The sequence below is a fragment of the Amycolatopsis sp. lyj-90 genome, assembly GCF_046549035.1.
GTDB lineage: Bacteria > Actinomycetota > Actinomycetes > Mycobacteriales > Pseudonocardiaceae > Amycolatopsis.
In genome coordinates this window covers 496950-521055 of the sequence record NZ_JAJPWP010000002.1, presented here as the reverse complement: position 1 = coordinate 521055, position 24106 = coordinate 496950, and the positions used below count along the sequence as shown (strand labels likewise).

General features: G+C 68.3%; 25 protein-coding genes. 12 read left to right on the top strand and 13 right to left on the bottom strand.

The window, feature by feature from the left end:
- Positions 1–279: 279 nt before the first annotated feature.
- Together ACLJPX_RS08120 and ACLJPX_RS08115 are read right to left on the bottom strand one after the other, a co-directional pair.
- Positions 280–762 carry an ATP-binding protein gene (locus ACLJPX_RS08120; RefSeq protein ID WP_410599485.1) on the bottom strand — a complete coding sequence of 161 codons (483 nt, stop codon included), beginning with the start codon at positions 760–762 and terminating at the stop codon, positions 280–282.
- 146 nt (positions 763–908) lie between these two features.
- Positions 909–1817, bottom strand: a complete 909-nt coding sequence (locus ACLJPX_RS08115) for an IniB N-terminal domain-containing protein (protein WP_410599484.1) — start codon at positions 1815–1817, stop codon at positions 909–911.
- 269 nt (positions 1818–2086) lie between these two features.
- Between ACLJPX_RS08115 and ACLJPX_RS08110 the strand changes: the two genes are divergently transcribed.
- Positions 2087–4465, top strand: a complete 2379-nt coding sequence (locus tag ACLJPX_RS08110) for a LuxR C-terminal-related transcriptional regulator (RefSeq protein ID WP_410599483.1) — start codon at positions 2087–2089, stop codon at positions 4463–4465.
- A gap of 484 nt (positions 4466–4949) precedes the next feature.
- Here ACLJPX_RS08110 and ACLJPX_RS08105 read toward each other — a convergent pair whose 3' ends face one another.
- Complete coding sequence (locus tag ACLJPX_RS08105; RefSeq protein WP_410599482.1) at positions 4950–5261, bottom strand: hypothetical protein; 312 nt, start codon at positions 5259–5261, stop codon at positions 4950–4952.
- 366 nt (positions 5262–5627) lie between these two features.
- Positions 5628–6482 (bottom strand): DUF4394 domain-containing protein, encoded by an 855-nt coding sequence (locus ACLJPX_RS08100; protein ID WP_410599481.1) that lies wholly within the window; start codon positions 6480–6482, stop codon positions 5628–5630.
- A 145-nt stretch (positions 6483–6627) separates the two neighbouring features.
- Here ACLJPX_RS08100 and ACLJPX_RS08095 point away from each other — a divergent pair, with 145 nt between their 5' ends.
- Both ACLJPX_RS08095 and ACLJPX_RS08090 read left to right on the top strand, forming a co-directional pair.
- The gene (locus tag ACLJPX_RS08095; RefSeq protein WP_101609105.1) at positions 6628–7158 is read left to right on the top strand and encodes a sigma-70 family RNA polymerase sigma factor; all 531 of its coding nucleotides are present in this window, start codon (positions 6628–6630) and stop codon (positions 7156–7158) included.
- Positions 7155–7814 (top strand): anti-sigma factor family protein, encoded by a 660-nt coding sequence (locus tag ACLJPX_RS08090; protein WP_410599480.1) that lies wholly within the window; start codon positions 7155–7157, stop codon positions 7812–7814. Before ACLJPX_RS08095 ends, ACLJPX_RS08090 begins: the two co-directional genes overlap by 4 nt.
- 11 nt (positions 7815–7825) lie before the next feature.
- On the opposite strand, the gene ACLJPX_RS08085 is transcribed toward ACLJPX_RS08090, so the two are convergent.
- From ACLJPX_RS08085 to ACLJPX_RS08075, 3 genes are all read right to left on the bottom strand, one after another.
- Entirely contained in the window at positions 7826–8077 is a 252-nt protein-coding gene (locus ACLJPX_RS08085) for a hypothetical protein (protein WP_410599479.1), read from the bottom strand.
- A 95-nt stretch (positions 8078–8172) separates the two neighbouring features.
- A complete protein-coding gene (gene trxA, locus ACLJPX_RS08080; RefSeq protein ID WP_410599478.1) occupies positions 8173–8493 on the bottom strand; it encodes a thioredoxin in 321 nt (106 codons plus the stop codon).
- Positions 8494–8514: 21 nt separating this feature from the next.
- Positions 8515–10272, bottom strand: coding sequence for a cytochrome c biogenesis protein DipZ (locus ACLJPX_RS08075; RefSeq protein ID WP_410599477.1), 1758 nt, complete (start codon positions 10270–10272; stop codon positions 8515–8517).
- 260 nt (positions 10273–10532) lie between these two features.
- Here ACLJPX_RS08075 and ACLJPX_RS08070 point away from each other — a divergent pair, with 260 nt between their 5' ends.
- From ACLJPX_RS08070 to ACLJPX_RS08040, 7 genes are all read left to right on the top strand, one after another.
- Positions 10533–11195: a fasciclin domain-containing protein gene (locus ACLJPX_RS08070; RefSeq protein WP_410599476.1), complete on the top strand. Its 663-nt coding sequence runs from the start codon at positions 10533–10535 to the stop codon at positions 11193–11195.
- A gap of 97 nt (positions 11196–11292) precedes the next feature.
- Complete coding sequence (locus tag ACLJPX_RS08065; protein ID WP_410599475.1) at positions 11293–11829, top strand: fasciclin domain-containing protein; 537 nt, start codon at positions 11293–11295, stop codon at positions 11827–11829.
- Between the two features lie 160 nt (positions 11830–11989).
- The gene (locus ACLJPX_RS08060; protein ID WP_410599474.1) at positions 11990–12838 is read left to right on the top strand and encodes an alpha/beta hydrolase; all 849 of its coding nucleotides are present in this window, start codon (positions 11990–11992) and stop codon (positions 12836–12838) included.
- A gap of 86 nt (positions 12839–12924) precedes the next feature.
- The gene (locus ACLJPX_RS08055; RefSeq protein ID WP_410599473.1) at positions 12925–13716 is read left to right on the top strand and encodes a hypothetical protein; all 792 of its coding nucleotides are present in this window, start codon (positions 12925–12927) and stop codon (positions 13714–13716) included.
- A gap of 71 nt (positions 13717–13787) precedes the next feature.
- Positions 13788–14471 carry a FadR/GntR family transcriptional regulator gene (locus tag ACLJPX_RS08050; protein ID WP_101609099.1) on the top strand — a complete coding sequence of 228 codons (684 nt, stop codon included), beginning with the start codon at positions 13788–13790 and terminating at the stop codon, positions 14469–14471.
- Entirely contained in the window at positions 14468–15709 is a 1242-nt protein-coding gene (locus tag ACLJPX_RS08045) for a CynX/NimT family MFS transporter (RefSeq protein ID WP_410599472.1), read from the top strand. The genes ACLJPX_RS08050 and ACLJPX_RS08045 overlap by 4 nt, the downstream gene beginning before the upstream one ends.
- Positions 15710–15921: 212 nt before the next feature.
- Complete coding sequence (locus ACLJPX_RS08040; protein WP_410599471.1) at positions 15922–16749, top strand: SMI1/KNR4 family protein; 828 nt, start codon at positions 15922–15924, stop codon at positions 16747–16749.
- Positions 16750–16825: 76 nt separating this feature from the next.
- Here the strand turns inward: ACLJPX_RS08040 and ACLJPX_RS08035 are convergent, their stop codons facing one another.
- Positions 16826–17461, bottom strand: coding sequence for a hypothetical protein (locus ACLJPX_RS08035; protein WP_410599470.1), 636 nt, complete (start codon positions 17459–17461; stop codon positions 16826–16828).
- Positions 17462–17623: 162 nt separating this feature from the next.
- Here ACLJPX_RS08035 and ACLJPX_RS08030 point away from each other — a divergent pair, with 162 nt between their 5' ends.
- Positions 17624–18190 (top strand): SMI1/KNR4 family protein, encoded by a 567-nt coding sequence (locus ACLJPX_RS08030; protein WP_410599469.1) that lies wholly within the window; start codon positions 17624–17626, stop codon positions 18188–18190.
- Here the strand turns inward: ACLJPX_RS08030 and ACLJPX_RS08025 are convergent.
- The 3 genes from ACLJPX_RS08025 to ACLJPX_RS08015 all read right to left on the bottom strand — a co-directional run bounded on the left by ACLJPX_RS08025 (position 18167) and on the right by ACLJPX_RS08015 (position 20930).
- Positions 18167–18817 (bottom strand): hypothetical protein, encoded by a 651-nt coding sequence (locus ACLJPX_RS08025; RefSeq protein ID WP_410599468.1) that lies wholly within the window; start codon positions 18815–18817, stop codon positions 18167–18169. The genes ACLJPX_RS08030 and ACLJPX_RS08025 overlap by 24 nt on opposite strands.
- A gap of 163 nt (positions 18818–18980) precedes the next feature.
- A complete protein-coding gene (locus ACLJPX_RS08020; RefSeq protein WP_410599467.1) occupies positions 18981–20384 on the bottom strand; it encodes an amidohydrolase family protein in 1404 nt (467 codons plus the stop codon).
- 87 nt (positions 20385–20471) lie between these two features.
- Positions 20472–20930 carry a hypothetical protein gene (locus tag ACLJPX_RS08015; protein ID WP_410599466.1) on the bottom strand — a complete coding sequence of 153 codons (459 nt, stop codon included), beginning with the start codon at positions 20928–20930 and terminating at the stop codon, positions 20472–20474.
- Positions 20931–21187: 257 nt separating this feature from the next.
- On the opposite strand from ACLJPX_RS08015, the gene ACLJPX_RS08010 reads away from it, so the two are divergent.
- Positions 21188–22186, top strand: a complete 999-nt coding sequence (locus ACLJPX_RS08010; protein WP_410599465.1) for a ferritin-like domain-containing protein — start codon at positions 21188–21190, stop codon at positions 22184–22186.
- Positions 22187–22243: 57 nt separating this feature from the next.
- Here ACLJPX_RS08010 and ACLJPX_RS08005 read toward each other — a convergent pair whose 3' ends face one another.
- Both ACLJPX_RS08005 and ACLJPX_RS08000 read right to left on the bottom strand, forming a co-directional pair.
- Positions 22244–22888, bottom strand: coding sequence for a response regulator transcription factor (locus ACLJPX_RS08005; RefSeq protein ID WP_410599464.1), 645 nt, complete (start codon positions 22886–22888; stop codon positions 22244–22246).
- Positions 22876–24099, bottom strand: a complete 1224-nt coding sequence (locus ACLJPX_RS08000; RefSeq protein ID WP_410599463.1) for a sensor histidine kinase — start codon at positions 24097–24099, stop codon at positions 22876–22878. The genes ACLJPX_RS08005 and ACLJPX_RS08000 overlap by 13 nt, the downstream gene beginning before the upstream one ends.
- Between the last annotated feature and the right edge of the window lie 7 nt (positions 24100–24106).

The following is a 24106-nucleotide window of genomic DNA, read 5'->3' as shown; positions in this document are numbered from 1 at the left end:
GCCACAACGTCACCGTGAAGGCCACGCTAGCCTCCCGGGACGTCGCGAAAGCCACTTTCGGGACATCAGGCGTCCCGAAAGTGGCTTTCGCGACACGGCCGCTCGGCATCGGACGCGGCGAAGGACGCCTTCATCCCGTCGCCGGCCCGGCCCGCGAACACGCCACCTTTGACTTACTCCTCAATAGTATTCGAGGGTGTGCGGGTGTTGCGAAAGCTAGGTCGCTCGGAGGGGGTGTGAGTGGCGATTCGGGTTCTCTTGAGCAGAGGGTCAAAGGTGTCATGGTCGCGCGGGAACGAGAGCCCACACCACTTTGCCGGTTCCCTCCGGCTGGGCACCCCACTCGAGCGACAGGTGCGTGACGAGAAGAAGCCCGTGATAGCCGGGAACCGATCGGTTTTCGGCTCTCGACTTCAGTTCCTCGACGTCGGGGTCGTCGTCGGTGACTTCGATCAGAACACCGCGGGACTGCCTGGTGATCCGGAGTTCGCCGGGCGTGGTGGTGTACCGATAGGCGTTGGTGACCAGTTCGTCGAGTACGAGCAGGACCGCGCCCAGGGGTTCTTCCTCGCCGCGGCCGAAGCCCAGGCAGTTGGCCACCGTCGAGCGCACGCGGCGTAGTTCGGGGCGCTTCGACAGACCGAGCTTGATCTCCGCCGTCCAGGCGACGCGTTTGATCAGCCGGTCGAGTTCGAAGTCGAAGTCTTCCGGGAACCGCGAGTCGAAAGGCTCGTCGTCTGCAGAACCTGAGTCCCCGCGCATCCCGCTCCCTCGTCGACACCGGTCGACGGGCTTTCGGTGCGGCGGAGGGAACGGGCGGGCGGTGTCACTCTTTCGGTCCGCACCGACAGCAGGGCGGGGCGCCGGTTCGACCGCCGCCCCGCCCTGGGAGTCGTGCTCGCCGGGAATCAGTCGGTGATGTGCAGGTCGTTGCCGGAGCCGACGGTGAGGTGGCTCAGGTCGGCGGCGATGCCGCCCCCGAGGGCACCGTTGCCGACGTCGCTGACGACGTCGTGGACGTCGTTGACCGAGCCCGCGTGCGAACCGATGTCCCCGACGTGGTTGGTGACATCGCCGACGTGGTTGGTGACGTTCCCGACGGCCGAGTCGTTGGCGACGTCGCTGAGGTGTGACGTCACGCCGGACACCTGGCCGGCGATGTCGCCGACGCCGTGGGCGGTCACGTCGCCGAGGGTGTTCTCCAAGCCGTTGTTCACGCCGAGCGTGCCGGTGAGGTCGCCGACCGTGGAACCGACACCCTGGCTGCCGTCGATCGCCGAGTCGAGGCCGGAGACGTCCTGCAGACCGGAGGTGAGGTTCCCGCCTTCGAGCGCACCGGTGACGTCGCCGCCGCTGACGTTGCCCGCCACGTCGCCGACGGCGCCGGTGACCGCGCTCACCGGGGCGATCTCTCCGCCGCCGATGTCGTCGATGCTGCCCGCGAGGTCGCCGGCCGCGGTGAAGGGGGCGGCCGCGTTCTGCGTGATCGCGGTCATCCCGCCGACGGCACCGAGCACGTTGTTCTCGGAGGTGGCGTCACCGAGGGAGAGGTTCTGGGTGAGGGCCTTGAGCTGCTCGATGGCGCCGGCCTGGCCGGTGGTGATCGAGTCGAGGTCGAGGCCGTTCCCGCCGCCGACGGTGTTCGTGGGGGCGTAGTCCAGGACGAGCGGCAGGATCTCGTGCAGGTCCGCGCCGGAGATGTCGCCGAGGCCGGCGTCGTTCAGCGTCCGCTGCGGGTCGCTCCCGAAGGAGTCGCGAGCCGACGGGTCGTTGAGCAGGTTGAGCGTGAAGTCGTACAGGGACTGCGTGGGGTTCATCGACCGGGCTCTCTGTGGGGACCGTGGTTCCTTGGACGAGACCGAAGCTAGGGCGCGGCCCGGGGGAGGGACATCGGGTCCGACGCCTAACGGTGATCTTGCGAACCACCGAGGGGGTTCGATCACCCGTTAGGGGATTCCGTTGGTCTGTGACCGGGGTCTCACTTGTCAACTGGGGGTCACGACGCCCATCTATCGGGACCGCCGGTCTCGAATCCTTCCTGGGTGACCGCTTCCGGGGCACCGTTTCCAGGGAGGTGCTCGGCGTCATGGAAGAGCTGTTGCCGTCGCAGCTGAGAGAGGTGCTGGCCGCGATCGACACCGACCCGGAGGCCGCGGTCCGGGTCGTCCTGTCGGGGCCACCCGGGCACGGGAAGTCGACGGCGCTGGCCGCGATCGCGCGTCACTATCGTGACGGCGGTGCCACCGTCGTCTCCCGCGAGGACGTGAGGGGGACTTCGGCCGCCGCCGCGGTGATCCTGATCGACGACGTCGACACCCTCACCTCCGGTGAGCGGGACGCGCTGGTAGGCATGGCGGCCGGCGCGTCCCGGCTCGTGGTCACGCATACCCCGGGCGCGGCGGGGTTCGTGGCCGCGGAGCTGATCACCCCGGCCACCCGGCACATCCGCCTGCCCGCCTGGACCGTGCGGGACGTGGCCCGGTTCGCGGGCCGGTCGCTCACCGCCGAGCGCGCGGCGGCCGTCCGGCGGGCGACCTCGGGGGTACCGAGACTGGTGGCGCGCTGCGTCGCCACGCCCGTCGTCGACGAGCTGATCGACGAACTCCGCGGTGAGCTGGATCAACTCGGCGAATCGGGAACGACCTACCTGATCGTCGCCGGTGTCGAGGGAGGCCGGGACATCGAACTGCTCGCGATCGCCTTGGGCGGATCCCGCGACGACGTCTCGGCGGTCGTCGAGCGGGTCCGGGGCGCGGGACTGCTCGCCGCCGACGACACCGTCCCGCCGGTGGTGGCCCGGGCGGTGCGCGACCATGTCGGCGTCGACCGGACGCTGACCGTCCTGGTGCGGATGCTCGAAGCCCTGCTCGCCGGGGGCCAGCCGGTCCTGCCGATCGCTCGTGAGCTGCAGCGCCTCGGGGCCGGGGGAGCGGTCGTGCGGGCGGGTCTCGAAGCGGCGGCCGCCGAGGTGGTTTCGGACGACCCCGCCGTCGCGACCGATCTCTACGCCGCGGCGGTGCGAGGTGGCAGCTCACGGACACGGCTGGCGCCCGCCTGGGCACGGGCCGCGGTCCTGTCCGGACGGCTCGACCTCGCCTTGCGGCTCGGCGACGAACTGCTCGGCTCGGCCGACCCCGCGGCGCGGCACCGGGGTGCGCTGGTCGCCGGGACGGTGATGGCCCGGCGCGGTGACCTCGCCCGTGGCGCGGAACTCCTGCGCTGGTCCGGTGAACCGGGGGCTCTGCTGCTCGCGGACCTGGCGGGTATCGCGCTGGGCGAGGTCGCCGCCGACGAGCAGACCGTCGCAGGCACGCCTGTTCCGGCGTACGGGCATGTCGCCGGGCGGCTGCTCGACGGGATCCGCGAGTCCCTCACCGGACGGTCCGAGACCGCACTCACGACCTTGCTCGCTTCCGCGGACACCGCCGAGGCCACCGGTATGGGACATCTTCTGCCGGATTCCCCCGCCGCGCTCACCGCGACGGTGGCTCTGCACGCGGCCGAATTCGATCTCGCTCACGGCGTCCTGACCCGCGCGGCCGCCAGCGTGCGGCACGAGCTTCTGCTGGGCTGGACCGCGATGCTCCGCGGTGACCTCGCCACCGCCGAGACACACCGTTCGGCCGTGGAGGAGCAGGCCGGACGGCTGTCGCCGCGGGACGAGCTCTTTCTGCGCACTCTCGAACTCGGACTGACCCGCCGCGCCGACACTCCTGACGTGGCCCGGAGGAGCTGGGCCGGTGCGTACGAGGCGATGATGAGGCAGCCGGTGGACCTGTTCTCCTTGCTGCCCTTGGGAGAACTGCTCATCGCGGCGGCACGGGTGGACGAGGGGTTCCGCGTCGAGGCCCATCGCGAACGAGCCTTCGAGCTGCTCGCCCGGCTCGGCGGACCCGCGTTGTGGTCGGCCTGGTTGAACTGGTCCGTATTCCACGCCGCCGTCGTCTCCGGCGACCGGCAGGCCACCCACGACGCGATCGAGAATCTCACCGGGCACCCCACGAGCGGGCGACTGGTTCCCGCGTTCGCCGCCGCGGGTGCCCAGTGGATCGCGGTCCTGGACGGCGTCATCGATGTCGACGCGGTACTGGCCGGAGCGGGTCTGCTCCACCGCGCCGGGCTGAGCTGGGACGCCGCCCGGCTGACCGGGCAGGCCGCGATCCGCGCCACCGACCGGACCGCCATGACGACCCTGCTGCGGGCCGCCAAGCGATTCCCGTCCTCGGCGAGCGGCGTCGCCGAATCCGCGACGACTGTTCCCGGCGAGCTTCCCACCTTGACCCCGCGTGAAGGCGACATCGGGCGCCTCGTCGTCGAAGGTCACACCTACCGGGAAATCGGCGATCTCCTGCACATTTCCGGAAAGACCGTCGAGCACCACATGGCACGCATCCGGGCGAAGCTCGGTGCCCAAGACCGTCGCACGATCACCACGTTGCTGGGTGGAATGCTCGGCGGGACCTAGCGAGAGGTTCAGGCGGAAGTGGTCGTGAGTGGCGTTTCGGGTTCTGGTGGACCCGTATTTGCTTCCCCGCTTGGCTGCCGGTCGCGGGGTATCAAGCTCCGAGAGCGGAACACCCTCCTCGACGATGTAGGAATCGGGACATTCAACGTCCCGATTCCTACATCGTCACACTCGGGCACTCGCCGAGTCGTCACCCTCGTGCAGGCGAGGTGGTCGTGTGATCCGAGCGTGGAGGATTCAGGACGTTGAACGTCCCAAATCCTCCACGCTCGACCGTGTCATCGCGGACACTTCACCTTCGCCCTGGTCAGGCCGAGGTCGTGAGTGGCGTTTCGGGTTCTAACCCTCATTGCCACTCACGACCACCCCGGGCTGATACCTCACCGCCACGGTGATGTCGCGAAAGCCACTTTCGGGACATCAGACGTCCCAAAAGTGGCTTTCGCGACACCTGGAAAACCGGGCATTACCAGGGTCGTGCCATTCAGCGGAGCTGAATGCCACCCTTCGCCACATTGCCCCGGTTCGTGCAGTCGGCAACGGAGCCGATGTAGACGCTTTCCGCCACCGTCTTCCAGATTCCGTAGGTGGTGGTGCCGTTGCCGCACTGCGCGACCGCCCGGTACTGGGAGACCCCCGAGGGCAGGCGAGAGCACTTGACGTGGAAGTTCACGCCGCTGGCGCTGGTGTTGTACGTGCAATCCTCGGTGACGGTGGCCCCGGCCACTCCGGGCATCACCGTCATCGCGCCGCCGACGAGCATGGCCAAGGTCAGCAGCGAGTTACGAATTTTCATCGGTTTCCTTCCCCAGAAAACGACCTCATCGAATAATGAGCCCCCAGGTCCATCGGGGCATTGTGCGAGGCCGCTCGATTGACACTTCGTGCCGAATGCTAGCAGGAGATCCGCGGCTCATGTCAATGATTCTTTTGTTTCGTTGATGGTGGGGAAAAACAGTCGAAATCATCGGTGAAAAAGGCTCGTCGAAATAGCCCTCACCCGATCGGTGTCGACGGGTGAGGGCCCGTACCGCCCGGCCGCCCGGTGGGCGCCCTGGTACGGCCATTTCGCGCTCGGCGCCCACGCGGCTTGGTCGCATCACTGAATCGGCGGAATTTCGGCCGAACGGCTACGAAACGAGGCGGCGTGCGCTAGAGGGGTTCAGTTCACCAGGGCGAGGCCGACCGGGTACGTCAGCAGCGGCGAGACGACGCGTGCCCGTCCGGACGCCAGGTCGATACGGACGAGGAGCGGTACACCGTGGACTCGGACGGCCGCGACGGCCTTGTAGTCGCGCGGGTCGTACGCGCCTGCCTTCGCCGTCCCGGCGATGTCGAAGCCGTTCACGGACCCGATGTTCAGCCCGAGCTTCCCGATCGCGGTGAGCTGGCCGGTGTTGGGGGAGACGACGGGCGTTTCGCCGGGAAGGCTGCCTTGTTTGACCAAGGTGTCCTGCCTGGAGTCGAGGCCGTACAGCGCGGTCGACGTCGCTCCGGCGACGCTGTTCGTGTATCCGGACGCGGCCACGCGAGGAGCCTGCGTACGGCCCGGGTAGGTCAGCGGTGTGTCGGTGCCGGCGATGGCGCCGGTGTCGGGGTGCAGCCGGAGGTTGAGCCCGGTGTCGGTGACGACCCTGATCCGATCGACCGTGGGGTTGAAGTCGAAGCCGATCGCCTTGCCCGTCAGGGCGATCGGCGAACCGACCGCCGTGGCCTTGGCGGTCTTGGCTTCGAGGCGGTACAGCTGGCCCGAGGCGGCCAGCGAGTAAAGCGCGCCGGTGGCGGGCCGGGTGTCCAGTCCGATCAGACGGTCGCCCTTGGCCAGACCCGTGATCTTCTTGGCCGAGGTGGGCAGCAGCGGGCGTTCGCACTGATGTCTGCTCAAGGTCCCGTTCTCGCTCAAGATGACGACGCCGCAGCCGTCGTTCCCGGAAGGTGAGGCGGAAGCCACGGTGCCGCCCGCCGTGAGGGTGAGTGCCACGCCGCCGATCACCAGTGCGCGGAGGATTGTGCGCATGGTCGCTCCTGTTCGTCGGGAGAGGGTTTACGGCCAGTGCGTACGGCGCCGCTGCCGTCGGCGTTCATCCCTTTTGAGAAAATTCCGCGATCGGCTGAACGTGGCCCGTGTCTGCTCCGAACACAGGGGGTAGGAGGGACGCGGCATGGGTGGATCGGCCAGTGGCGGCCTCGGCCTGACCGAGGAACACGCGCTTCGTGCGGTGTACAACGCGCACGGACCGGAGCTGTACCGGTTCGCGATGCGGCAGCTGAACGACGACGGTGCGGCCCAGGACGTGGTGCAGGAGGTGTTCCTGAGGGCGTGGCGGGCGGCGGAAAGGTTCGATCCCGAGGTCGCGAGCCTGCGGGTCTGGCTGTTCGCGATCGCGAGGAACGTGATCGTCGACGAGATGCGCCGCCGGTCGGTCCGGCCGGCGACGCGGCTCGCGCTGGCCGAGGAACCCGCGGAGCCGGGCTTCGACGAAAGGCGGGTCAACGCCTGGCTGGTGGAGGAGGCGTTGCGGCGGATCAGCCCGGAACACCGGGTGTGCCTGGTCGAGACTCACCTGAGGGGCAGGCCGTACGCGGAGGTCGCCGCGGAATTGGGGATCCCGGTCGGCACACTTCGCACCAGGCTCTTCTACGGTTTGCGGGCGCTGCGCGTCGCGATGGAGGAAATGGGGGTCGAGCTGTGAAACCCGGCGATCACCGTACTTTGCGGGAAACCTTGGGCGCCTATGCGCTCGACCAGCTCGACGAGCACGAACGCCTCAGGATCGACGCCCATCTGTCCGGGTGTGCGGACTGCCGTTCGGAGCTGCGGGAACTGAGCCCGGTCGTGCGCGCGTTGAGCCTGGCCGAAGCGGCGCAGGTCAGCGAGCACGAAGAGCCGGCCGTCCCGCCCGATCTCGGCGACGCGGTCGTCCGCCGCGTCAGCGCGGGACAGCGGCGGCGCCGGTGGCAGCCACCACGCTGGGCCGCGGCCGCGGCGATCGCCTTGCTCTGCGGCGCCGGTATCGGATGGGCCGTTCATCCCGACGCTCCGGCGCCGGGACCGTTCGAAGCGGTACAGGTGGCGACGTCGACACCGGCGATCCACGCCTCCGCCGGGTTGGTCCCGCACACCTGGGGCGTCGAGATCAAGCTGACCGCGACCGGCTTCGAGGCGGGTACGAGCTATCGGGTGGTGATCGTGGACGACACCGGAGTTCACACCGCCGCCGGTGAGTTCATCGGTACCGGTGCCGCCGAAATGCGGTGCAATCTCAACAGTTCCGTGCTGCGCGCCGACGCGGGCGGATTCCGCGTGCTCGGCCCGGGCGGCCAAGTGGTCCTCGAATCCGACTTCTGAGGCGGCACGCGCTAAACGGGGATACGGCCCAGTGTGTTCGTTTCCCGGATCGAGCGGTTGCGGCGGCGCCGTGTCCTCGCGCCGAGCACACCCAGGACGACCAGGATCAGCGCGAGATGCAAGGCGACTCCCAGCATGACGTTGGCCAAGAGCCGCCCGATCAAGCCGGCCACCGACGTCACCGCTATCAACGCGACCAGCAAAGGCCAGCGGTACAACGGATACGGCCACGCGTCACGCAGCAACGTTCTCATCTCGGCCATCCCCGCTCCCGAAGACCATGGAACCATTACACCAGACCTGCGACACCCCTGTCGCCCGACGCCGGCGCCGGGCGACAGGGGTGTCGCGCGTCCGGTCAGAGCCAGGATTCGAGCTTGCCGAGGATCTTCGCCTTCGAGGCGGCGCCGTTGATGGTGGTGGCGGGTTTGCCGTCGACGAACAGGATCATGGTCGGTATCGACAGGATGCCGTAGTCGCCGGCGATCTCCGGGTTGTCGTCGATGTCGACCTTGACGACGGTGAGCTTGTCGCCGTGTTCCTCCGAGATTTCGGCGAGCACCGGCGCGAGGGCTTTGCAGGGGCCGCACCAGGGCGCCCAGAAGTCGACGAGAACGGGTTTATCCTGGTCGAGTACGTCGGCGGGAAAGGTGTTCGTGGTGACGGATTCCATGGTCATGGGTTTCTCTTTCTCGTGTGCTCAGCCGAAGGTGAAGGAGAAGGCCTGCACGCCCGGGCCGACGGTGACGTCGATGGCGCCCGCTTCGATGTCCTGTGTGGACAGAAGCTGGTAGGAGTCGGGTGTGCCGTTCACCTGGACGGTCTTGGTCTGTCCCTTGGCGGTGTAGGTGACGGTGCCGTTGCCCGCCAGGACCATCCGGACCTCTTTGGCGCGGTAGTTGAGTTTGATCTCCCCGCCGGCGCCGGTGGGGGTGATGTTTTGGCTGGTGAGGGTCCAGTCACCCTGGAGGACGAAGGTGTCCGGCGGCTGGGTGGCGGGGTAGGCGAAGGTCTTCACGCCCGCGGTGTAGTCCTCGGTCCCGGCGAAGTTGACGCGTTTCGTGGAGCCGAGGTAGGTCTCACGGGTGATCGCGGCGGTGTCCGGGGTGTCGTCGGCGGTGTCCGTGGCGGCGGGGAGTCGCACGTCCGGGTTGGCCTTGGTGAGGAGTTCGCGGATGAGTTTCTCGGTGGTCTGGTAGTCGCCTTCACCGAATTTGATGTGCCGCACGGTGCCTTCGGCGTCGATCAGGTAGTGCGCGGGCCAGAACCGGTTGCGGTAGTTGGTCCAGGTCGACAGGGTGTTGTCGAGGGCGACCGGGTAGCCGATGCCGAACTTGTCCGCGGCGGACTTGACGTTGCCGGGTTCCTTTTCGAAGGCGTACTCGGGGGAGTGGACGCCGATCACCTGGAGTCCGGCGTCGCGGTAGGCCTTGTCCCAGGCGGTGACGTGCGGGATGGAGCGCTGGCAGTTGATGCAGGAGTAGGCCCAGAAATCGAGCAGGACGACCTTGCCCCGCGACTGTGCCAGGTCGACAGGTGCACCGCCGGGCGTGTTGAACCACTGCTGGATTCCCTTGATGTCCGGTGCTTTCCCGCAGCTCTCGAGTTCCTTCGCGCCGTCGGTGCAGAGGTCGAGGTCCTTGTTCTGGTCGTTCTCCAGCCCGCCGAGGTTGAGTGCCTTCTTGACCTGCTCGGAGTTGTTGATGTCGTTCTGCAGGCCGCTGGTGTAGTCGGGAATGGCCCGCTGGAGCAGCTGCGGCAGGTTGAACACGAGTCCGATCGCGAGCGCGATCATCACGATGCCGGCGGTGATCCGGATGCCGCGCTGGCGTTTGCGGAAGGCTTTGACGCGTTCGGCGACCCGGCGTCCGGCGAGGGCGAAGATCAGCAGCGGGAGCGCGGCGCCGATGGCGAAGGTCGAGGTGAGCACGACGGTCTCGAGGCCGATCTGCCCGGTCGATCCGGCGACCGTGATCGCGGCGAGGACCGGCCCGGCGCAGGGGACGTAGACGGCGCCGAGGCCGAGGCCGAGGGTGAAGCCGCCGCGGTTGGCGTCAGGACGCCGTTGCGGGATCCAGCTGAACGGCTTTTCGAGCAGGTGCTCGAATTTCGGGACGATGAGACCGATGCCGATGAGCGCCAGCACGATCAGTCCGGCCCAGCGGAGAACGTCCTGCGGCAGCCCGAGGATCGAGAGGAGCAGCGAGCCGAACAAGGTCACCAGGGTGAAGCTGACCACGAGCCCCAGGATGATCAGGTAGGGACGTGAACGCGGCGGCTTGGTCTCGACCGGAGCGGTCGCGACGCCGCCGCCGTTCTGTTCCTTGTGGACGGTGGCGGTGGCGGTGGCGTTCTGCACGCCTCCGGACAGGAAGATGACCGGCAGGACGGGGAGGATGCACGGAGAAATGCCCGTGACCAATCCCCCGATGAGGCCGATCAACGCAAGTGTGAGCACGATTGCTCCCGGGCAGATCAAGTGGAGTGGGTGACAAGAAGCATTCGTCCCTCGGGCCCTGGCGGATTGCCGTCCATGGACCGCGAGTGGTGACGAAGCGTCCACGATCGTGTTCGCAAGGTAACGGAAAGATCTCGATGGCGAAGTCCGCCTATCCGGCCCGGCGCAGGTCTCGAATCCAGGGTGTTCGCCGCCTCGGAAGCGTCGAGGCGCATCCAGCCCTGTGGGCCGATTCCCTCAGCTAATAGGAGTTACCAGTCATGAAGCGCAGTACTCGCCGCGTCACCTTGGCAGCCGGTCTTGCCGCCTTCGCTCTTATGGGCGCGGCGTGCGGTAGCGACGCCGGATCGAACAACAACGCCGGCAGCACCCCGGCCCCGTCCTCCTCGGCCGCGGCCCCGTCGTCCACCGCGATGGCCGACCCGGCCAAGGACCTGGTCGGCCCGGGTTGCTCCGGTTACGCGGAAAAGGTGCCCAACGGCCCGGGTTCCGTCGCGGGCATGTCGGCCGACCCGGTCGCCGTCGCCGCGAGCAACAACCCGCTGCTCAAGACCCTCGTGTCCGCCGTCTCCGGGAAGCTCAACCCCAAGGTGGACCTGGTCTCGACGCTCAACGGCAGTGAGTTCACCGTCTTCGCGCCGGTCGACGACGCGTTCGCGAAGATCGACGCCGCCACCATCGAAAAGCTCAAGACCGACGACGCGCTCCTCAAGAAGATCCTGACCTACCACGTCGTCCCCGGCCAGATCGCGCCCGACAAGATCGTCGGCGACCAGACCTCCGTCGAGAAGGGTGTCGTCAAGGTCTCGGGTACCAAGGACGCGCTGAAGGTCAACGACGCCAACGTGATCTGCGGTGGAGTCCACACCGCGAACGCGACCGTGTACCTCATCGACTCGGTCCTGATGCCCCCGGCCGCGTAAGCAACGGTCCACATCGGACATCAGGATGAGGGTGTCCTTCTCCGAGCCTCCCCGGAGAAGGACACCCTTCCGCCAGTGGAACCACGGGAGCCTGACTGTGACCAAGGTTCGTGTCGCCGGGGCCGGGCTTCTGGCCGCCGCCACGGCGATTCTCGCGGCTTGCGGTACTGCCTCGGATGCCGCAGGTCCTCCGAACAGAACGACGATTCCGTCCGTGCCGGTCCTGGCGGGCGCCGCGGGACTCACCGGATCACCGGACGGTTCGACGACGAAAGCGGACGTCTTCGGCCCGGCGTGTTCGCCGATGCCGTCCCGATTTCTTGCCGCGGCCGAGACAGCGGGCCTGCTCGGTACCGCGGTCACGGTCTTCGCTCCCGCCGACGCGGCTCTCGGCGACGCCGTTCCGGAGCCGATCCTGCGCCACCACGTCATCGGCAAGCGGTTCGACGCCAAGGGGCTCGCGGTCGCCGGGTCCGTGTCGAGTCTCGACGGCGCCGGTGGCCCGGTGAAGATCGAGGGTTTCGGCGAGAACATGACGATCGACGGCGCGAAGATCTTGTGCGGCAACGTTCCGGCCGGGAACGCGACCATCTTCGTGATCGACAGGGTCCTGAAACCGAAAACCGTGACCTGAGCTTCGCGTCCTCTTATCTTGCGTCGGGGAGCAGGTGGCCCAGACGCGAGGGAACGCTGATTCGGCAGCGTTCCGCCGGTCGTCGCCGTCGCCGGTTCACTCCATGGCCACGGCGGCGGCCGGCACCCGTCCGGCGGCGGAGCGGATCCGAACCAACGGTATGAGGTTCCGGGATCGGCTCACGGCGACGGTCATGCACGCGTCGGCGCGATGGACCGTGCGGTACGGGGAAACGTTGCGGTTCGCCGGGAACGAGCTGCCCTCGCCGAAGGCCGTGTGGATCCCGACCCGGCATGGAAAAGTCCGCGTCTACGTCTACCGGCCGCCGGACCCGGCCTCCGATGGCGCGTACGTGCACTTTCACGGCGGAGCCTGGCTGATGCGCCACCCGGCCATGGACGACTGGTGGTGCCGCTATGTCGCCGCGACGGCGGGGCTGACCGTGTACAACGTCGACTTCCGATGTGGTCCTTACGTCGCGTTCCCGGTGGCGCAGCACCAATGTTTCGACGCCGCCTCCTGGGTGGCCACCGGAGCACGGGTTGCGGTGGGAGGGTTTTCCTCCGGCGGCGGGCTCGCGGCGGCCGTCTGCCTGCAGGCCCGTGACGCCGGCGCCTGGCGGCCGGAACTCCAGGTGCTCGGGGTGCCCGCACTGGATCTCGCGAGTGACCCGGACCCGGTCGCGGGCGGGATGATCTCGCCGGGCCTGCGCGATCTGGTCCGCCGGGTGTACTTCCCGGACCCGTCGACCCGGCGGCACCCCTACGCCTCACCCTTGCTGGCCCCCGATCTGACGGGACTGCCGCGTGCGGTCGTCCTCACCGGCGAGCACGACGCCTTGCGCGGAGACGGTGATCGGTACGCGGCCCGGCTGCGTGAAGCCCGAGTCGACGTCGTGTACGACCGGACGCCGGGAGTGGACCACTACTTTCTCACCGATGACCCCGTGCGGGCTCGCACGACCATGGCCTGGGTGGCGGAAGAGATCCGCCGGGCGGTGTCAGGATGACCGGCTCCGGCCTGCCACGGAAACCCGGATGACCTTGTTCGGCCCGGCCAGTACTCTCCGGTGGACGTGAAACAGGGGGAGTGATCGTGTCCAGCCACTTCGAGGCGATCGGGATCGGTGTCACCGGCCAGGACGAGTTCGGGGAGAAGGTCGTCTCCCTGATCGGCGCGGGCACAGCCCGGCAGATCACCACGAAGATCAGCGAACATGTGTGGACCGATCCCTCGGGCGCTCGCCTGGTCGCGCAGATCCGCAACCGCGAGATCGAGTTCCTTCTGCCGTGCCTGGCAGGCACGACATCCGCGGTGCCGGTGCGCGACGTTCGCCTCGTCGATGACGAGACAGTGATGCTCGAACTTCTCGACGGCGTCGACGGGGAGATGGTCTGCCCCGTCGCGGTGGAGCTTGAAGACCGAGCGGTCCTCGCCCACTCCGGCGGGCGGCTCGAGAGCGGATCCCTGGTGCTGGCGGCTCTGGCCGAAGAGGTCACCGTGCACGCCGACGCCGAGGCTTACTTCGCCTCGCAGGACGATGACGGGCCGAAGTTCGCCGCCGACTTCTTCATCCCTTCCGGGACTTTCTCGCTCGCGGAGCGCTCGCCCAACCAGACGCCCTCGGCGCACGCGCTGTTCGCCGGTGAGGTCATCGAGGTCGCTACTCCGGTGAACACCTTTACCGGTAAGGCTTTTCATCGGATCCGGGTGCGCACCATCGCCAAGATCGAGCTCGATGTCGCCATCGCGACCACCGACCTCGAGCACCCGCCCGCGCGCGGCAACATCGTGACCGGGACCTTCTTCCTGACCGGAAGTTTGGGACTGGAGCCGACCGAATCCGCGGAAAACCCGTCGAAGCGACGGCGCTGGTTCAGGCGCTAGTCCCCACCGCAGGTCGAGCGCGACCTGCGTCACACTGACAAATGTCAGACATTCGGTGTTAGGGTCGCCTTATGAACGATCTTCGGACGCCGCGTCGCGTCGCGAGCCTGTCGGCACAGCTGGTGGACACCCTTCGTGAGCAGATCGCCTCGGGCGTATGGCCCGTGGGGACGCGGATTCCGCCCGAGCACGACCTGGTCAAGCAACTCGGCGTCGGGCGCACGACGGTGCGCGAAGCGCTCGGCGCACTGGTGCACATGGGGCTGCTGGAGGCTCGGAGGGGTGACGGGACGTATGTCCGGTCGGCAAGCGAGATGCACCTGGCGCTGATGCGAAGGGCCACCAGCTCAAGGCGGAGCGATGTGTTGGAACTCCGTGCGGTACTGGAGGAGTACGCCTCGGGCCTGGCCGCTTTGCGGCGCTCCGAAGACGACTTGACCCGCCTTCGGGACTTGCTCGACGAGGCCGAAACGGCCGCGGAGGCGGCCACCGGCGCGGAGGTCGACGCCCGCTTCCACCAGGCGGTGGTGACGGCAAGCGGGAACAGCCTGCTCACCGAGGTCTACGACGTCCTGAGCGTCGCGGTCACCGAGCAGATCGGCGCCATGACCTGGTCGACCACCACGGCCGCGGAGCACACCGTCCTGCACCGGCGGCTCGTCGACGCGATCGCCGCCCAGGACGAAGTCGGCGCCCGCTACTGCGCCACCGAGATCGTGAAGCTCACCGAGACCGGAACGGACCCACAGCAGTGACCACTTCGAGTCCTCCCGACGTCGACCTCGCCCCTGTCAGGGGGCAGGCCACCACACCGGTTCTGTCGGCCGGCCTGCTGATCGCGATCCTCTTGGTGGCGGCCAACCTCCGCGTGACCCTGACCGGGGTGGGAACGCTGTTGCCCGCCATCGAGCGCGACACCGGGTTGACCGCGTCCGCGGGTGGTGTGCTGAACACGGTGCCGCTGCTCATGTTCGCGGCGACTTCGCCCTTCGTCGGCCGGGTTTCGCACCGGGTCGGCACCACCCGCCTCCTCGTGGTGGCTCTCGCCGCGCTCGTGGTGGGCACGGTGGTCCGGTCGCTGCCCTCGATCGCCTGCCTGTTCGCGGGAACGGTGATCCTCGCGGCGGCGATCGCGGTCGGCAACGTCCTGCTGCCCACGGTGATCCGCACCCATGTCCCGGGTCCGAGGGTGCACACCGTCAGCGCCCTCTATGTCACCGTCATGGGCGTGGTCGCCGCCGTGTCGTCCGGCGTCTCCGTCCCGCTCTCCGATGTCCTGCCCGGAACCTGGCATTCGGCCCTGGCCTGGGGAGTGGTCATCGCCGTCGTCGCTCTCGTCGCATGGCTGCCCCGGCTACGCGAAGCCCGCCAGGACGGCGGCGCGCGATCCCCTGGGACCCATGCCCGGACCCCGTGGAAATCCTGGCTGGCGTGGCAGGTGGCCTTCTTCATGGGCCTGCAATCCCTGGCCTTCTACACCGCCATCGCCTGGCTGCCCAGCATCCTCGGGCAGCAGGGGACGAGCACGGCGAGCGCGGGCTGGATGCTGTTCTACTACCAGGTCGTCGCGCTGGTCGCGGGTTTGTCGCTGCCCCTGCTCACCCGGGGCCGCCATGATCAGCGCTACATCGCCGCGGCCGCCGCCGTGATCGCCGCCGCGGGCTTCACGATTCTGCTTCTTCTGCCGTCTCTCGCCGTCGTGGCGTGCACGCTTCTCGGGTTGGGCAACGGAGCCTGCCTCGTGCTGGCCCTGAGCTTTCAAAGTCAACGTGCCACTGGCCCCGGCGAGACCACCGCACTGGCCGGGATGGCGCAGTCGGTGGGCTACCTTGTCGCCGCGGCAGGGCCACTTCTCCTGGGTGTCCTCCACGACACGACCGGCAGCTGGACTGCCGCGCTCCTTCTCCTCGCCGGGTTGAGCCTGGTCATGGCCGGTGCCGGTTACGGTGCCGGGCGCGACAGGCACGTCCGCGTCAGCGGCCAGGAGCCCTGATGCCGAACGCTGTGTCGATCCCGCACCGGCCCAGGCCGGCACCGCGCGGGAGCCAGAGGCTCCGGTCGCTCGTCGCGTTGGTCGTGGAGGGCCTGGCACTGATGGGCTACGCGATGACCGGATTCCCGCCGATACCGCCTCCGCCGGAGGGAGCCATCCCGCGGCAAAGGACGGGATCGGGCTGAGCGGCCCGATCCCCGTATCCTCTCGGCGTGGCGACACTTGATGATCTGGTCCGGTTGATCACACCGCCGGAGAACCCGGTCGGTTTCGGCGGCGACTGGCAGGCGGTCGAGGTCGAGCTCGGGCTTGTTCTGCCGTCTGACTTCAAGGAACTAGCTGCTCGCTATGGGGAGGGAGATTTCGATGACATCTCCCTCCTGAGCCCTGATGATCTCCTCACGAGCGCGCGTGATCTCCTCCCGATGGCCGGGGGCTTTCGAGATGAGTTTCCGGAGGCGGTGCCGTTCCCGCTGTGGCCGGAACCGGGTGGCGTGCTGGAGTGGGCTCGTACCGGCAACGGCGACTCGTTGTGCTGGCTCACCGGCGGCGAGCCCGACGACTGGACGACCGTGGTCTGGAACCCGCGGGACAGCGCGGATCGCTATGAGTCGAGTGCGGTGGCGTTTCTCTGCGCCTACTTCGGCGGGGAGCTCGACATGCCCTTGCTCGGATCACCGCCGCCGGCGCCGTGGTTCGATCCCCGCCGCGATCGATCCCACGTCCTTGTCAGGCTTCACGGTGGAGAGCTGCCGTATGAGCAGAGGCTCCGGATCTTGCGCGACGCTGTGAGACCCACCGCCGACCGAGGCGCGTTCGACGGAGGAGAAAGCGGCCGCCAGGATCATTTCAAGGCTGTCGGCCGAGACTGGTTGCTGACCTACGAAAACGCTTACGGGCACGGGATACGGGTCGCGTACCCGCCGGAAGACGACGAGGAGGCGCGCACCGTGATCTTGGACGCCGTCGACGCGATGGGCTGTCAGGTGCGGTCGATCACGACGTACGAAGGAGAACCCACCTGGTCACGAGGCGAGTGACACGTCGGCTGGGTATCGGCCTGACGAACGAAAAGCCCGCGCCTGGGAGCGGGCTTTTCGTTGTGGTCCCACGGAACTAGACGACCTCCAGCCCGATCACGTACCCGTCCGGGTCGAAAAAGTTGCGGTCCGGCGCATACGGGCTCGGGCCACCGTTCTGGCTCGCCCACGGCGTGAACTTCGCTTCTCCGTCACCCTCACCGGCGTCGCGCGCGAAGATCATGAATCGGAAGTCGGTGAATCCCGCGCCCGGTGGCAGCGGCCGGGTCTCGAGGAACAACTGGTACTCGTCGGGATCGAAGGAGTTGGAGTCGGTGATCATTCCCTCGGTGTTCCCGCCGCCGTCGCTTGCCCAGGGGGTGTAGACGATGGCGCCGAGTTCCCTGCCGTTGTTGTCCCGTGCCCGGCCGCCGATGCGGAAGTCGATATCGCCCCTGAGCAGCCCGCCGCCGAACGCGGGGTTGAGGAAGATGCGGGCGCAGTCCGGATCGAACCTGGTGGTGTCACTGACCCACGGGGTGGCGCTTGTGCCGCCGAAGTTGGCGAATCTGGTGAACCCCGGGGTGCCGAACTCGGTGCGGCAGCCGCCATCGCTCAGCTGGAGACCCACCGAGAAGTTCGGCAGAGGCGCCGCGCTCGCCGATGGTGCCAGTGCCACCGCCGCCGCTCCGGCCACGAGCAGTGCGGCGATCTTCCCTTTCATGGTACGCATAGCTTCTCCTTTGCGAGTCGAATCCGTAGCATCACCGTTTCAAGAACCGGATGGCCCCCGCTATGTGGCCCAAGGTGAATCTCGGCCGGAGAAGCCTGATCGAATTGTCACTTTCACGGTTTCGGCATCTGCGCGGAGAGTGAATCAGGAGGAGGGGAATCTGTGACCGCACCGGTGAACGGGACATGGCAACGGATCATGAACCTGCTGCGGGAACACGCCCCCGCCACCGCCCGCGAGATCCGCCCGCCCGGACCGGCAGAGGATCTCCGCGATCTGCAACGCCTAGTCGGTCTCTCGCTCCCGGCGGATCTCGTCGGCTGGTGGGCGCTCATGGACGGTATCGCCGATCGATACGATCAACGCGCCGGGAACCTGGTGCCGAATGGGTTCGTGCCCCTCGCCACGCGGCGGGTTTACGAGGAATACCAACGGCTTTCGGGGTCCTCTGCCACAGACCCGACGTGCTGCGGCCCGGACCAGGTGCACCAGAACCAAGCGGGCGATGACGGAAGCCCGATCTGCTCCGCGCTGGTCCCTTTTTGCCGTGATATCACCGGATCCACCCTCTGTGTGGACCTGCGCGCCGGAGCCGGCCACGGCACCCGGCGAGAAACACCCCACTGTCAACGGCGAGGGCATGCTCCAATGGCTTTAGATCCCGGTGAGTGCGAATTCCCTTGCGACCGGGCTTACGTGATCCGGTCATCCCGCACCGCCATCGAGTAGCCAGTGGTACCGCAGCCGTAGCGCCCGTTCCGTGCTGGCCAGCGCCGCGGCGGCCCCGATCGCGATGTTGAGCCACACAGGAAGGTCCACGGGTGAGGTGAAGGTCCCGATATGCGCGGCGATCGGCGCCGGCCGGGTCAGCTTCTCCAGCAGCTGCATGATCAGGACGGCCAAGGAGACGAGGAGCACGACCGAGGAGAAGAACCTGATCCCGCGGCTGAGCGAGGGATGGGCGTGGTCGAAATGGGCGCGGCGCCCTTCGGCCGAGGCACGATCCGGACGGAGCTGGCGCTCAGCTCCCTCGGCGGTGACGTAGTGACACCGCTTGAGCCCGAAGGCGCTCTTCTTCACTTCGATCGTGCCGCCCTGGACGGGGAAGGCGGCCGGGAGCCGGGATCGGGCGTGATGCCTCCCGTCGAGGTACAGATCGGCGTTGGCGTAACCGGAGGAGTCGGTCCGTCCCTGCCGGACATCGACGGCGTAGACGGTTTCCCCGCCGTCGCCGTCCAGCCGGAGGTAGAACAGTGCGCGGCCGACCTGCTGCCACCAGCGGAACCGAGGCAGCGCGTGCCCGTCGCCGGGCTTGACCCGCCGGGCGATCTGGCGGCTTCGCACCTTCTTGAACATGACTGGCCTCCCGAAGGACGTTCCCGGCTTTTTGGCTCGGCGACGAGTCTGGCCATTCGGCACCGGCAGCACATCGGGCCAGCGGCCAAACCGCGTTAGACCGGGGTCGAGTGCGGTGGTGCGACCTTGGTCGGAGGAGCGCGGGTCCTCGGTGCCGTACCGATCAGGCGAAGATCGGCCCTACTTGCGGGTATGCGTCGATCAGCTCGGTGCGGAGCGCGCTGAGCCTGGGAGGGGCCGCTTCGCCGGGACGTGCTTGGTAGCCGGTGTCGAGCAACATGGGTTTGCCCCAGGCGAGCAGGCGCTCGAAGTCGTCAGCCGCGTCATGGCCGACAAGCCGGTGGACCAGGTCGTGGTGTCCGTAGGCGATGTCGCCGCCGATCAGCACGAGCTGAACGTGGGACGGGTCGGCCGTCGCGACGTTTTCCCACGGATCGTCGTGGTGTCGTTCGAACACCGCCAGATCGGCCGGGCGGCCCGCGGCGATGGTGCCGAGCATGTCCTCGAGACCGGCGATCCGTGCGGCGTCGCGGGTGACCATGTCGACGAGTTTGCGGGCCCCTGGATCGCGCCCGGTTTGGGTGGCGAGTGATCGCCGGGCGACCTTCATTTCGGCGAGCAGGCTGCTCGATCCCGAGGGGAGCCAGTCGGCCCCCAGTCCTACCGGCATTCCCAGCCGCACGGCGTGCGCGGCCCGGGTGGTTTCGCCGTAGAGACGCAGATTCGATTGCGGGGACCACACCAGCTTCGCGCCCGCGTCGTGCGCGTCGCCGAGTTGGGTCTCCGAGAGGGCGGTGCCATGGATGATGACGGTGGCGGGAGTGAGGCCGCCGAGTTCGACCAGGGTGCCGAACTCGGTCGCTGACCGTGCGTTGGACGGCTTGCCTTCGGCCAGATGGAGATAGAACGCCTTCACGGTGCCCGCGGAGATGCCTCGGAGGATGCTGGTGAGACTGTCCGCGCCTCGCGTGCCGGACGGCAGGTCGATCATCGCGCGGCCCACTTGCCCGCCGAAGATCCATTTGTCGATGTTGCGGACGAGGGCTTCGTCCTGATAGCGGGAGGCTTGCTGTCCGGCGCCTTGGATCGCGGTCACCCCGCCGACGAGCGCGCGGATCTCGGCGTACCGCAGCTGGGTCCACGGCGACAGTTTCTCCAGGAGCAGATTTTGTGGCCCACGAACGAGTTTCGCGTAGAGCTCGCTGCCCCGCCAAGCGTACCGGTTGACGTACGGCTGAGGCGGTTCCCACGCGGCGAACACGTTGAACTCGGGATGGCCGTGCAGGTCGATCAACCCGGGAACGATCACACCTCCGGTGTCGATCACTTCCACGGCCTCGGGCGCGACAGGCTCGACGGCCCGGACGACCCCGTCTTCGATCACCACGTATCCGGGATCGATCGCCCTGTCCGGCGTCACCACGCATCCGCCGAGCGCGATCGCCGCCGACGGCGCTCGCCGTAGCCTCAGTTCGCGACCTGGCCGCTGCTTGGCCACCGGCTCCGGTGGCAGTTCCTCGGACACGGCTGCCGTGTAGGCGTGCTCGAACAGGTCCGGAGTACCCATGGCCACCTCGCACTCCACCCGTCACCCGGGCTGCGTCAGGTAGTCGCCGGGATCGAGCGCGCCGTTACGGACTTCGGGGCAGGCGAGTCACCTTCGCTGCAAGTCGTCTCGCATCGCCGCCTGAACGGTCTCCAAGGTGTGCTTGATCTGGCCGGCGTTGGCCTTCCATTCCGGGTCGGTGACGCCGTTGCCCGCCGCCACCACGTTGCGCAGGCCGCGGACGGTCCGGAAGTAGGCCAGCGCGGCGTTCGTCACGGCGGGCGGCGCGACCACTTCGAGATGGTGGCGCTGCTCGTAGCAGGACGCGAACACCTGACGGGCCGTCTCGTCGAGTTCCGCTTCGGTCAGGTCTTTTTTCTTCGAAAGCGCCAGCAATTCGCTGCGAGACCTCGCCAATACGGAAAGAAAGGTCATGTACATGTCTCGCCGGATCTGCCGCCACTCGGCCGCCAATTCGTGCCTGTCCTTGCGCGCCTGCACTCCCAACGAGGTTCCCATGGCGATGGCCGCCCCGACGAGCGTGGCGAGAAGCGTCGTCCACTGCATTTTTCACAGGTTACGACCGGGACCTGGCCCGGTTCAATTCCTGATCGCCCGGGATTGTTCACCGGATCGTGGGGGCCCGCGACGTCGGTTTCTGGTGAATTCCGGCCGAAGCCGGGACAAGACCAAGCTGATCGTCCGCCCAGCACGAAAACCGGGTGTCCGCGTAGTAGAGCCTCGTCCGCCGACGGCCACGGCCTGGTGGGCGGGTACGCCCGTCGTTGTGCGCAGGCAGGACACGGGCGGGAAGGAGATCGCTCGTGTTCGGCAAGCGTTATGCCGCGTCGATGATCAATCGCAGTGCGGAGAACGAACAGGATCGCCGCCGATTCCTGCGTGCCGCGGGGGTGACCGGGCTGGGTGTCGTCGGAGCGGGGGCTCTCGGTGGTCTGGGCGGCTCCATCGCGTCCGCTGCTCCGCGCCCGGCCGTCGCACAGGCCGCGGCCGAGGGGGTCAGCGACGGCGCGGTGCTCAATTTCGCGCTCAACCTCGAGTACCTCGAAGCCGAGTTCTACCTGCACGCCGTCACCGGAAAGGGGCTCGCCGACTCGCTGACCACCGGTATCGGTACCCGGGGCGGGGTCAGCGGCGGGCGGGCGGTGAAGTTCAAGACGAAGGCCACGAAGCAGTACGCCCAGGAGATCGCCGGGGACGAGAAGGCGCACGTCGAATTCCTGCGCACCGCGCTCGGATCCGCGGCGGTGAGCCGTCCGGCGATCGACCTGCAGGCCAGCTTCACCGCGGCCGCACAGGCGGCGGGCCTGGTCCGTAAGGGACAGAGTTTCGACGCGTTCGCCTGCGAGGAGAACTTCCTCCTGGCGGCGTACCTGTTCGAAGACGTCGGCGTCACCGCCTACAAGGGCGCCGCGCCGCTGATCAGCAACAAGACCTATCTCGAGGCCGCGGCCGGGATCCTCGCTGTCGAGGCGTATCACGCCGCGAACATCCGCACCGCGCTCTACCAGCACACCGGCGGACTCCTCGGCCTCGGCCTGCTCGGCCGGGACCTCCGCGAAGCCAGCGTCAAACTCTCCAACGCCCGAGACAGCCTCGACGGCACCACCGACCTCGACCAGGGTGTCGTCGACAAGAACGGCCGGGCCAACATCGTGCCCACCGACGGCAACGGCATCGCCTACAGCCGTTCCCCCGGGCAGGTCCTCAACATCGTCTACCTGAACCCGAAGGCCGTCACCTCCGGCGGGTTCTTCCCCAAGGGCGTCAACGGCGACGTCAACACCAGCGCCGCCAACGGCTGATCGACCCGTCCGGGCCGCGCGGACGCGCGCGGCCCGGACAGGCGCCGGGGCCGTCCGTCAGTGGTTGAGGTAGGCCAGCACCGCGCGTACCCGGCGGTGGCTGTCGTCGGCGGGCGGCAGGTCCAATTTCGCCAGGATGTTGCTGATGTGTTTTTCCACCGACGCGGGGGCGAGGACGAGTTCGGCGCAGATGGCGGAGTTGGAGTGGCCTTGCGCGATCAGGCCGAGGACTTCGCGTTCGCGGGCGGTGAGGGTGGCGATCCCGTGGTCGCCGTTGTTGCGGGCGAAAAGCTGCCGCACGACCTCTGGGTCCATCGCGGTACCGCCGGCGGCGACGCGCTCGACGGCGTCGAGGAACTCGTCCAGCGCGGTCACCCGGTCCTTGAGCAGGTAGCCGACGGCCCCGTTGCCGTCGGCGATCAGTTCGGCGGCGTACGCGCGCTCGACGTACTGCGACAGGATCAGGATCGGTGTCTTCGGTTCACGGCGGCGGATGGCGAGCGCGGCGCGCAGTCCCTCGTCCCGGAAACCCGGTGGCATCCGGACGTCCACTATGGACAGATCGGGCACGTGTTCGGCCACCGCGGCCTCGAGTTCGGGGGCGGTGGCGACCGCGGCGACGACGGTGTGCCCGGTGTCGGTGAGCATCCGCACCAGCCCGTCACGCAGCAGCAGAAGGTCTTCGGCGATCACGATGCGCATGGCAGCTCCGCGTGGATGACGGTCGGGCCACCGACCGGGCTGGTGATCGACAGGGTGCCGTCGAGTGCTTCGATCCGACGGCGCAGACCGTCCAAACCGGACCCGAGCGGGTCGGCGCCGCCTTGGCCGTCGTCGCGGATCCTGACCGTGAGCAGGCCGGGGGACCGGCTGATGGTCACGGTGCACGAATCCGCGGCGGCGTGCTTGACGACGTTGGAGATCGACTCGGCGGTCAGGAAGTAGGCGGCCGACTCGACCGACGACGGGATTTCGCCGAGTGCTCCCGCTTCGATTCCGATGGGGAGCGGCGCGTCGCCCGCCAAGGCCGCGAGCGCGGCGACCAGTCCCCGGTCGGTGAGGATCGGCGGGTGGATGCCGCGCACCAGCCTCCGCAGTTCGGCCAAGGCCTCGTCGAGTTGCCTGCGCGCGGTTCGCACGTCGTCCATCGCGGGCTGCCCGGAGATGCGCATCTTGCGGTCCGCCAGCGCGAGGGTCATCCCGGCGGCCACCATTCTCGCCTGCGCGCCGTCGTGCAGGTCGCGTTCGATCCGCTGGAGTTCGGCGGCCTGCACGTCCACCACGCGGCTGCGGGTGGCGAACAGTTCGCGGGCCCGCCGGGCGAGCCGGGCCCGCGGCCCGGGTTCGAGCAGGGTCGCCGCCAGCCGGGCCTGCAGCCGGGCCATCGTGACGACGAGCCACCACGCCGCGGGTGCCAGCGCCAGCCCGATCACGGTGAGCGCGAACCGGCCGCCGACGGTGTTGAACAGCCAGTCCACGATCGGCGGCAGATAAGGGTTGGGCACCGCCCACAGCCACAGCGGCGCGACGATCGCGCCGAGGTCGACCACCGCGACGAGCGCGCCTGCCAGCCCGGCGACCCCGGCCAGCGGCAACAGCAGCAGCCACGCGAGGTCCCGCCAGGTCGCCGGATCCCGGATCACCGCGCGGCCGCGTGCCCACGGGTGGGCACGCGGCAACGGATCGTAGGGGGATTCGACCGCCCTGCCGAGGACCAGGCCCGCTCGCAGGCGTTCGAGCGTGGTGATCCGGCGGGTCGCCCACGTCACCGCGAGGAACGCGGGCGGACCGAGGTAGGTGAACGACAGCACGCCGCTGACCAGCGTGGTGACCAGGGCCCACACGAAGGTGGCGGGCCCCAGCACCAGGCTGGTCAGCAGGTAGGCCAGTGCGCCGGCCCCGCGGCGGATCATGAACGTC

Coding starts and splice junctions, on each gene's coding strand:
- ACLJPX_RS08120 (WP_410599485.1), bottom strand. CDS start 762: ATGCGCGGGGACTCAGGTTCTGCAGACGACGAGCCTTTCGACTCGCGG.
- ACLJPX_RS08115 (WP_410599484.1), bottom strand. CDS start 1,817: ATGAACCCCACGCAGTCCCTGTACGACTTCACGCTCAACCTGCTCAAC.
- ACLJPX_RS08110 (WP_410599483.1), top strand. CDS start 2,087: ATGGAAGAGCTGTTGCCGTCGCAGCTGAGAGAGGTGCTGGCCGCGATC.
- ACLJPX_RS08105 (WP_410599482.1), bottom strand. CDS start 5,261: ATGAAAATTCGTAACTCGCTGCTGACCTTGGCCATGCTCGTCGGCGGC.
- ACLJPX_RS08100 (WP_410599481.1), bottom strand. CDS start 6,482: ATGCGCACAATCCTCCGCGCACTGGTGATCGGCGGCGTGGCACTCACC.
- ACLJPX_RS08095 (WP_101609105.1), top strand. CDS start 6,628: ATGGGTGGATCGGCCAGTGGCGGCCTCGGCCTGACCGAGGAACACGCG.
- ACLJPX_RS08085 (WP_410599479.1), bottom strand. CDS start 8,077: ATGGCCGAGATGAGAACGTTGCTGCGTGACGCGTGGCCGTATCCGTTG.
- trxA (WP_410599478.1), bottom strand. CDS start 8,493: ATGACCATGGAATCCGTCACCACGAACACCTTTCCCGCCGACGTACTC.
- ACLJPX_RS08070 (WP_410599476.1), top strand. CDS start 10,533: ATGAAGCGCAGTACTCGCCGCGTCACCTTGGCAGCCGGTCTTGCCGCC.
- ACLJPX_RS08060 (WP_410599474.1), top strand. CDS start 11,990: ATGAGGTTCCGGGATCGGCTCACGGCGACGGTCATGCACGCGTCGGCG.
- ACLJPX_RS08050 (WP_101609099.1), top strand. CDS start 13,788: ATGAACGATCTTCGGACGCCGCGTCGCGTCGCGAGCCTGTCGGCACAG.
- ACLJPX_RS08035 (WP_410599470.1), bottom strand. CDS start 17,461: ATGCGTACCATGAAAGGGAAGATCGCCGCACTGCTCGTGGCCGGAGCG.
- ACLJPX_RS08025 (WP_410599468.1), bottom strand. CDS start 18,817: ATGTTCAAGAAGGTGCGAAGCCGCCAGATCGCCCGGCGGGTCAAGCCC.
- ACLJPX_RS08020 (WP_410599467.1), bottom strand. CDS start 20,384: ATGGGTACTCCGGACCTGTTCGAGCACGCCTACACGGCAGCCGTGTCC.
- ACLJPX_RS08015 (WP_410599466.1), bottom strand. CDS start 20,930: ATGCAGTGGACGACGCTTCTCGCCACGCTCGTCGGGGCGGCCATCGCC.
- ACLJPX_RS08005 (WP_410599464.1), bottom strand. CDS start 22,888: ATGCGCATCGTGATCGCCGAAGACCTTCTGCTGCTGCGTGACGGGCTG.
- ACLJPX_RS08000 (WP_410599463.1), bottom strand. CDS start 24,099: ATGATCCGCCGCGGGGCCGGCGCACTGGCCTACCTGCTGACCAGCCTG.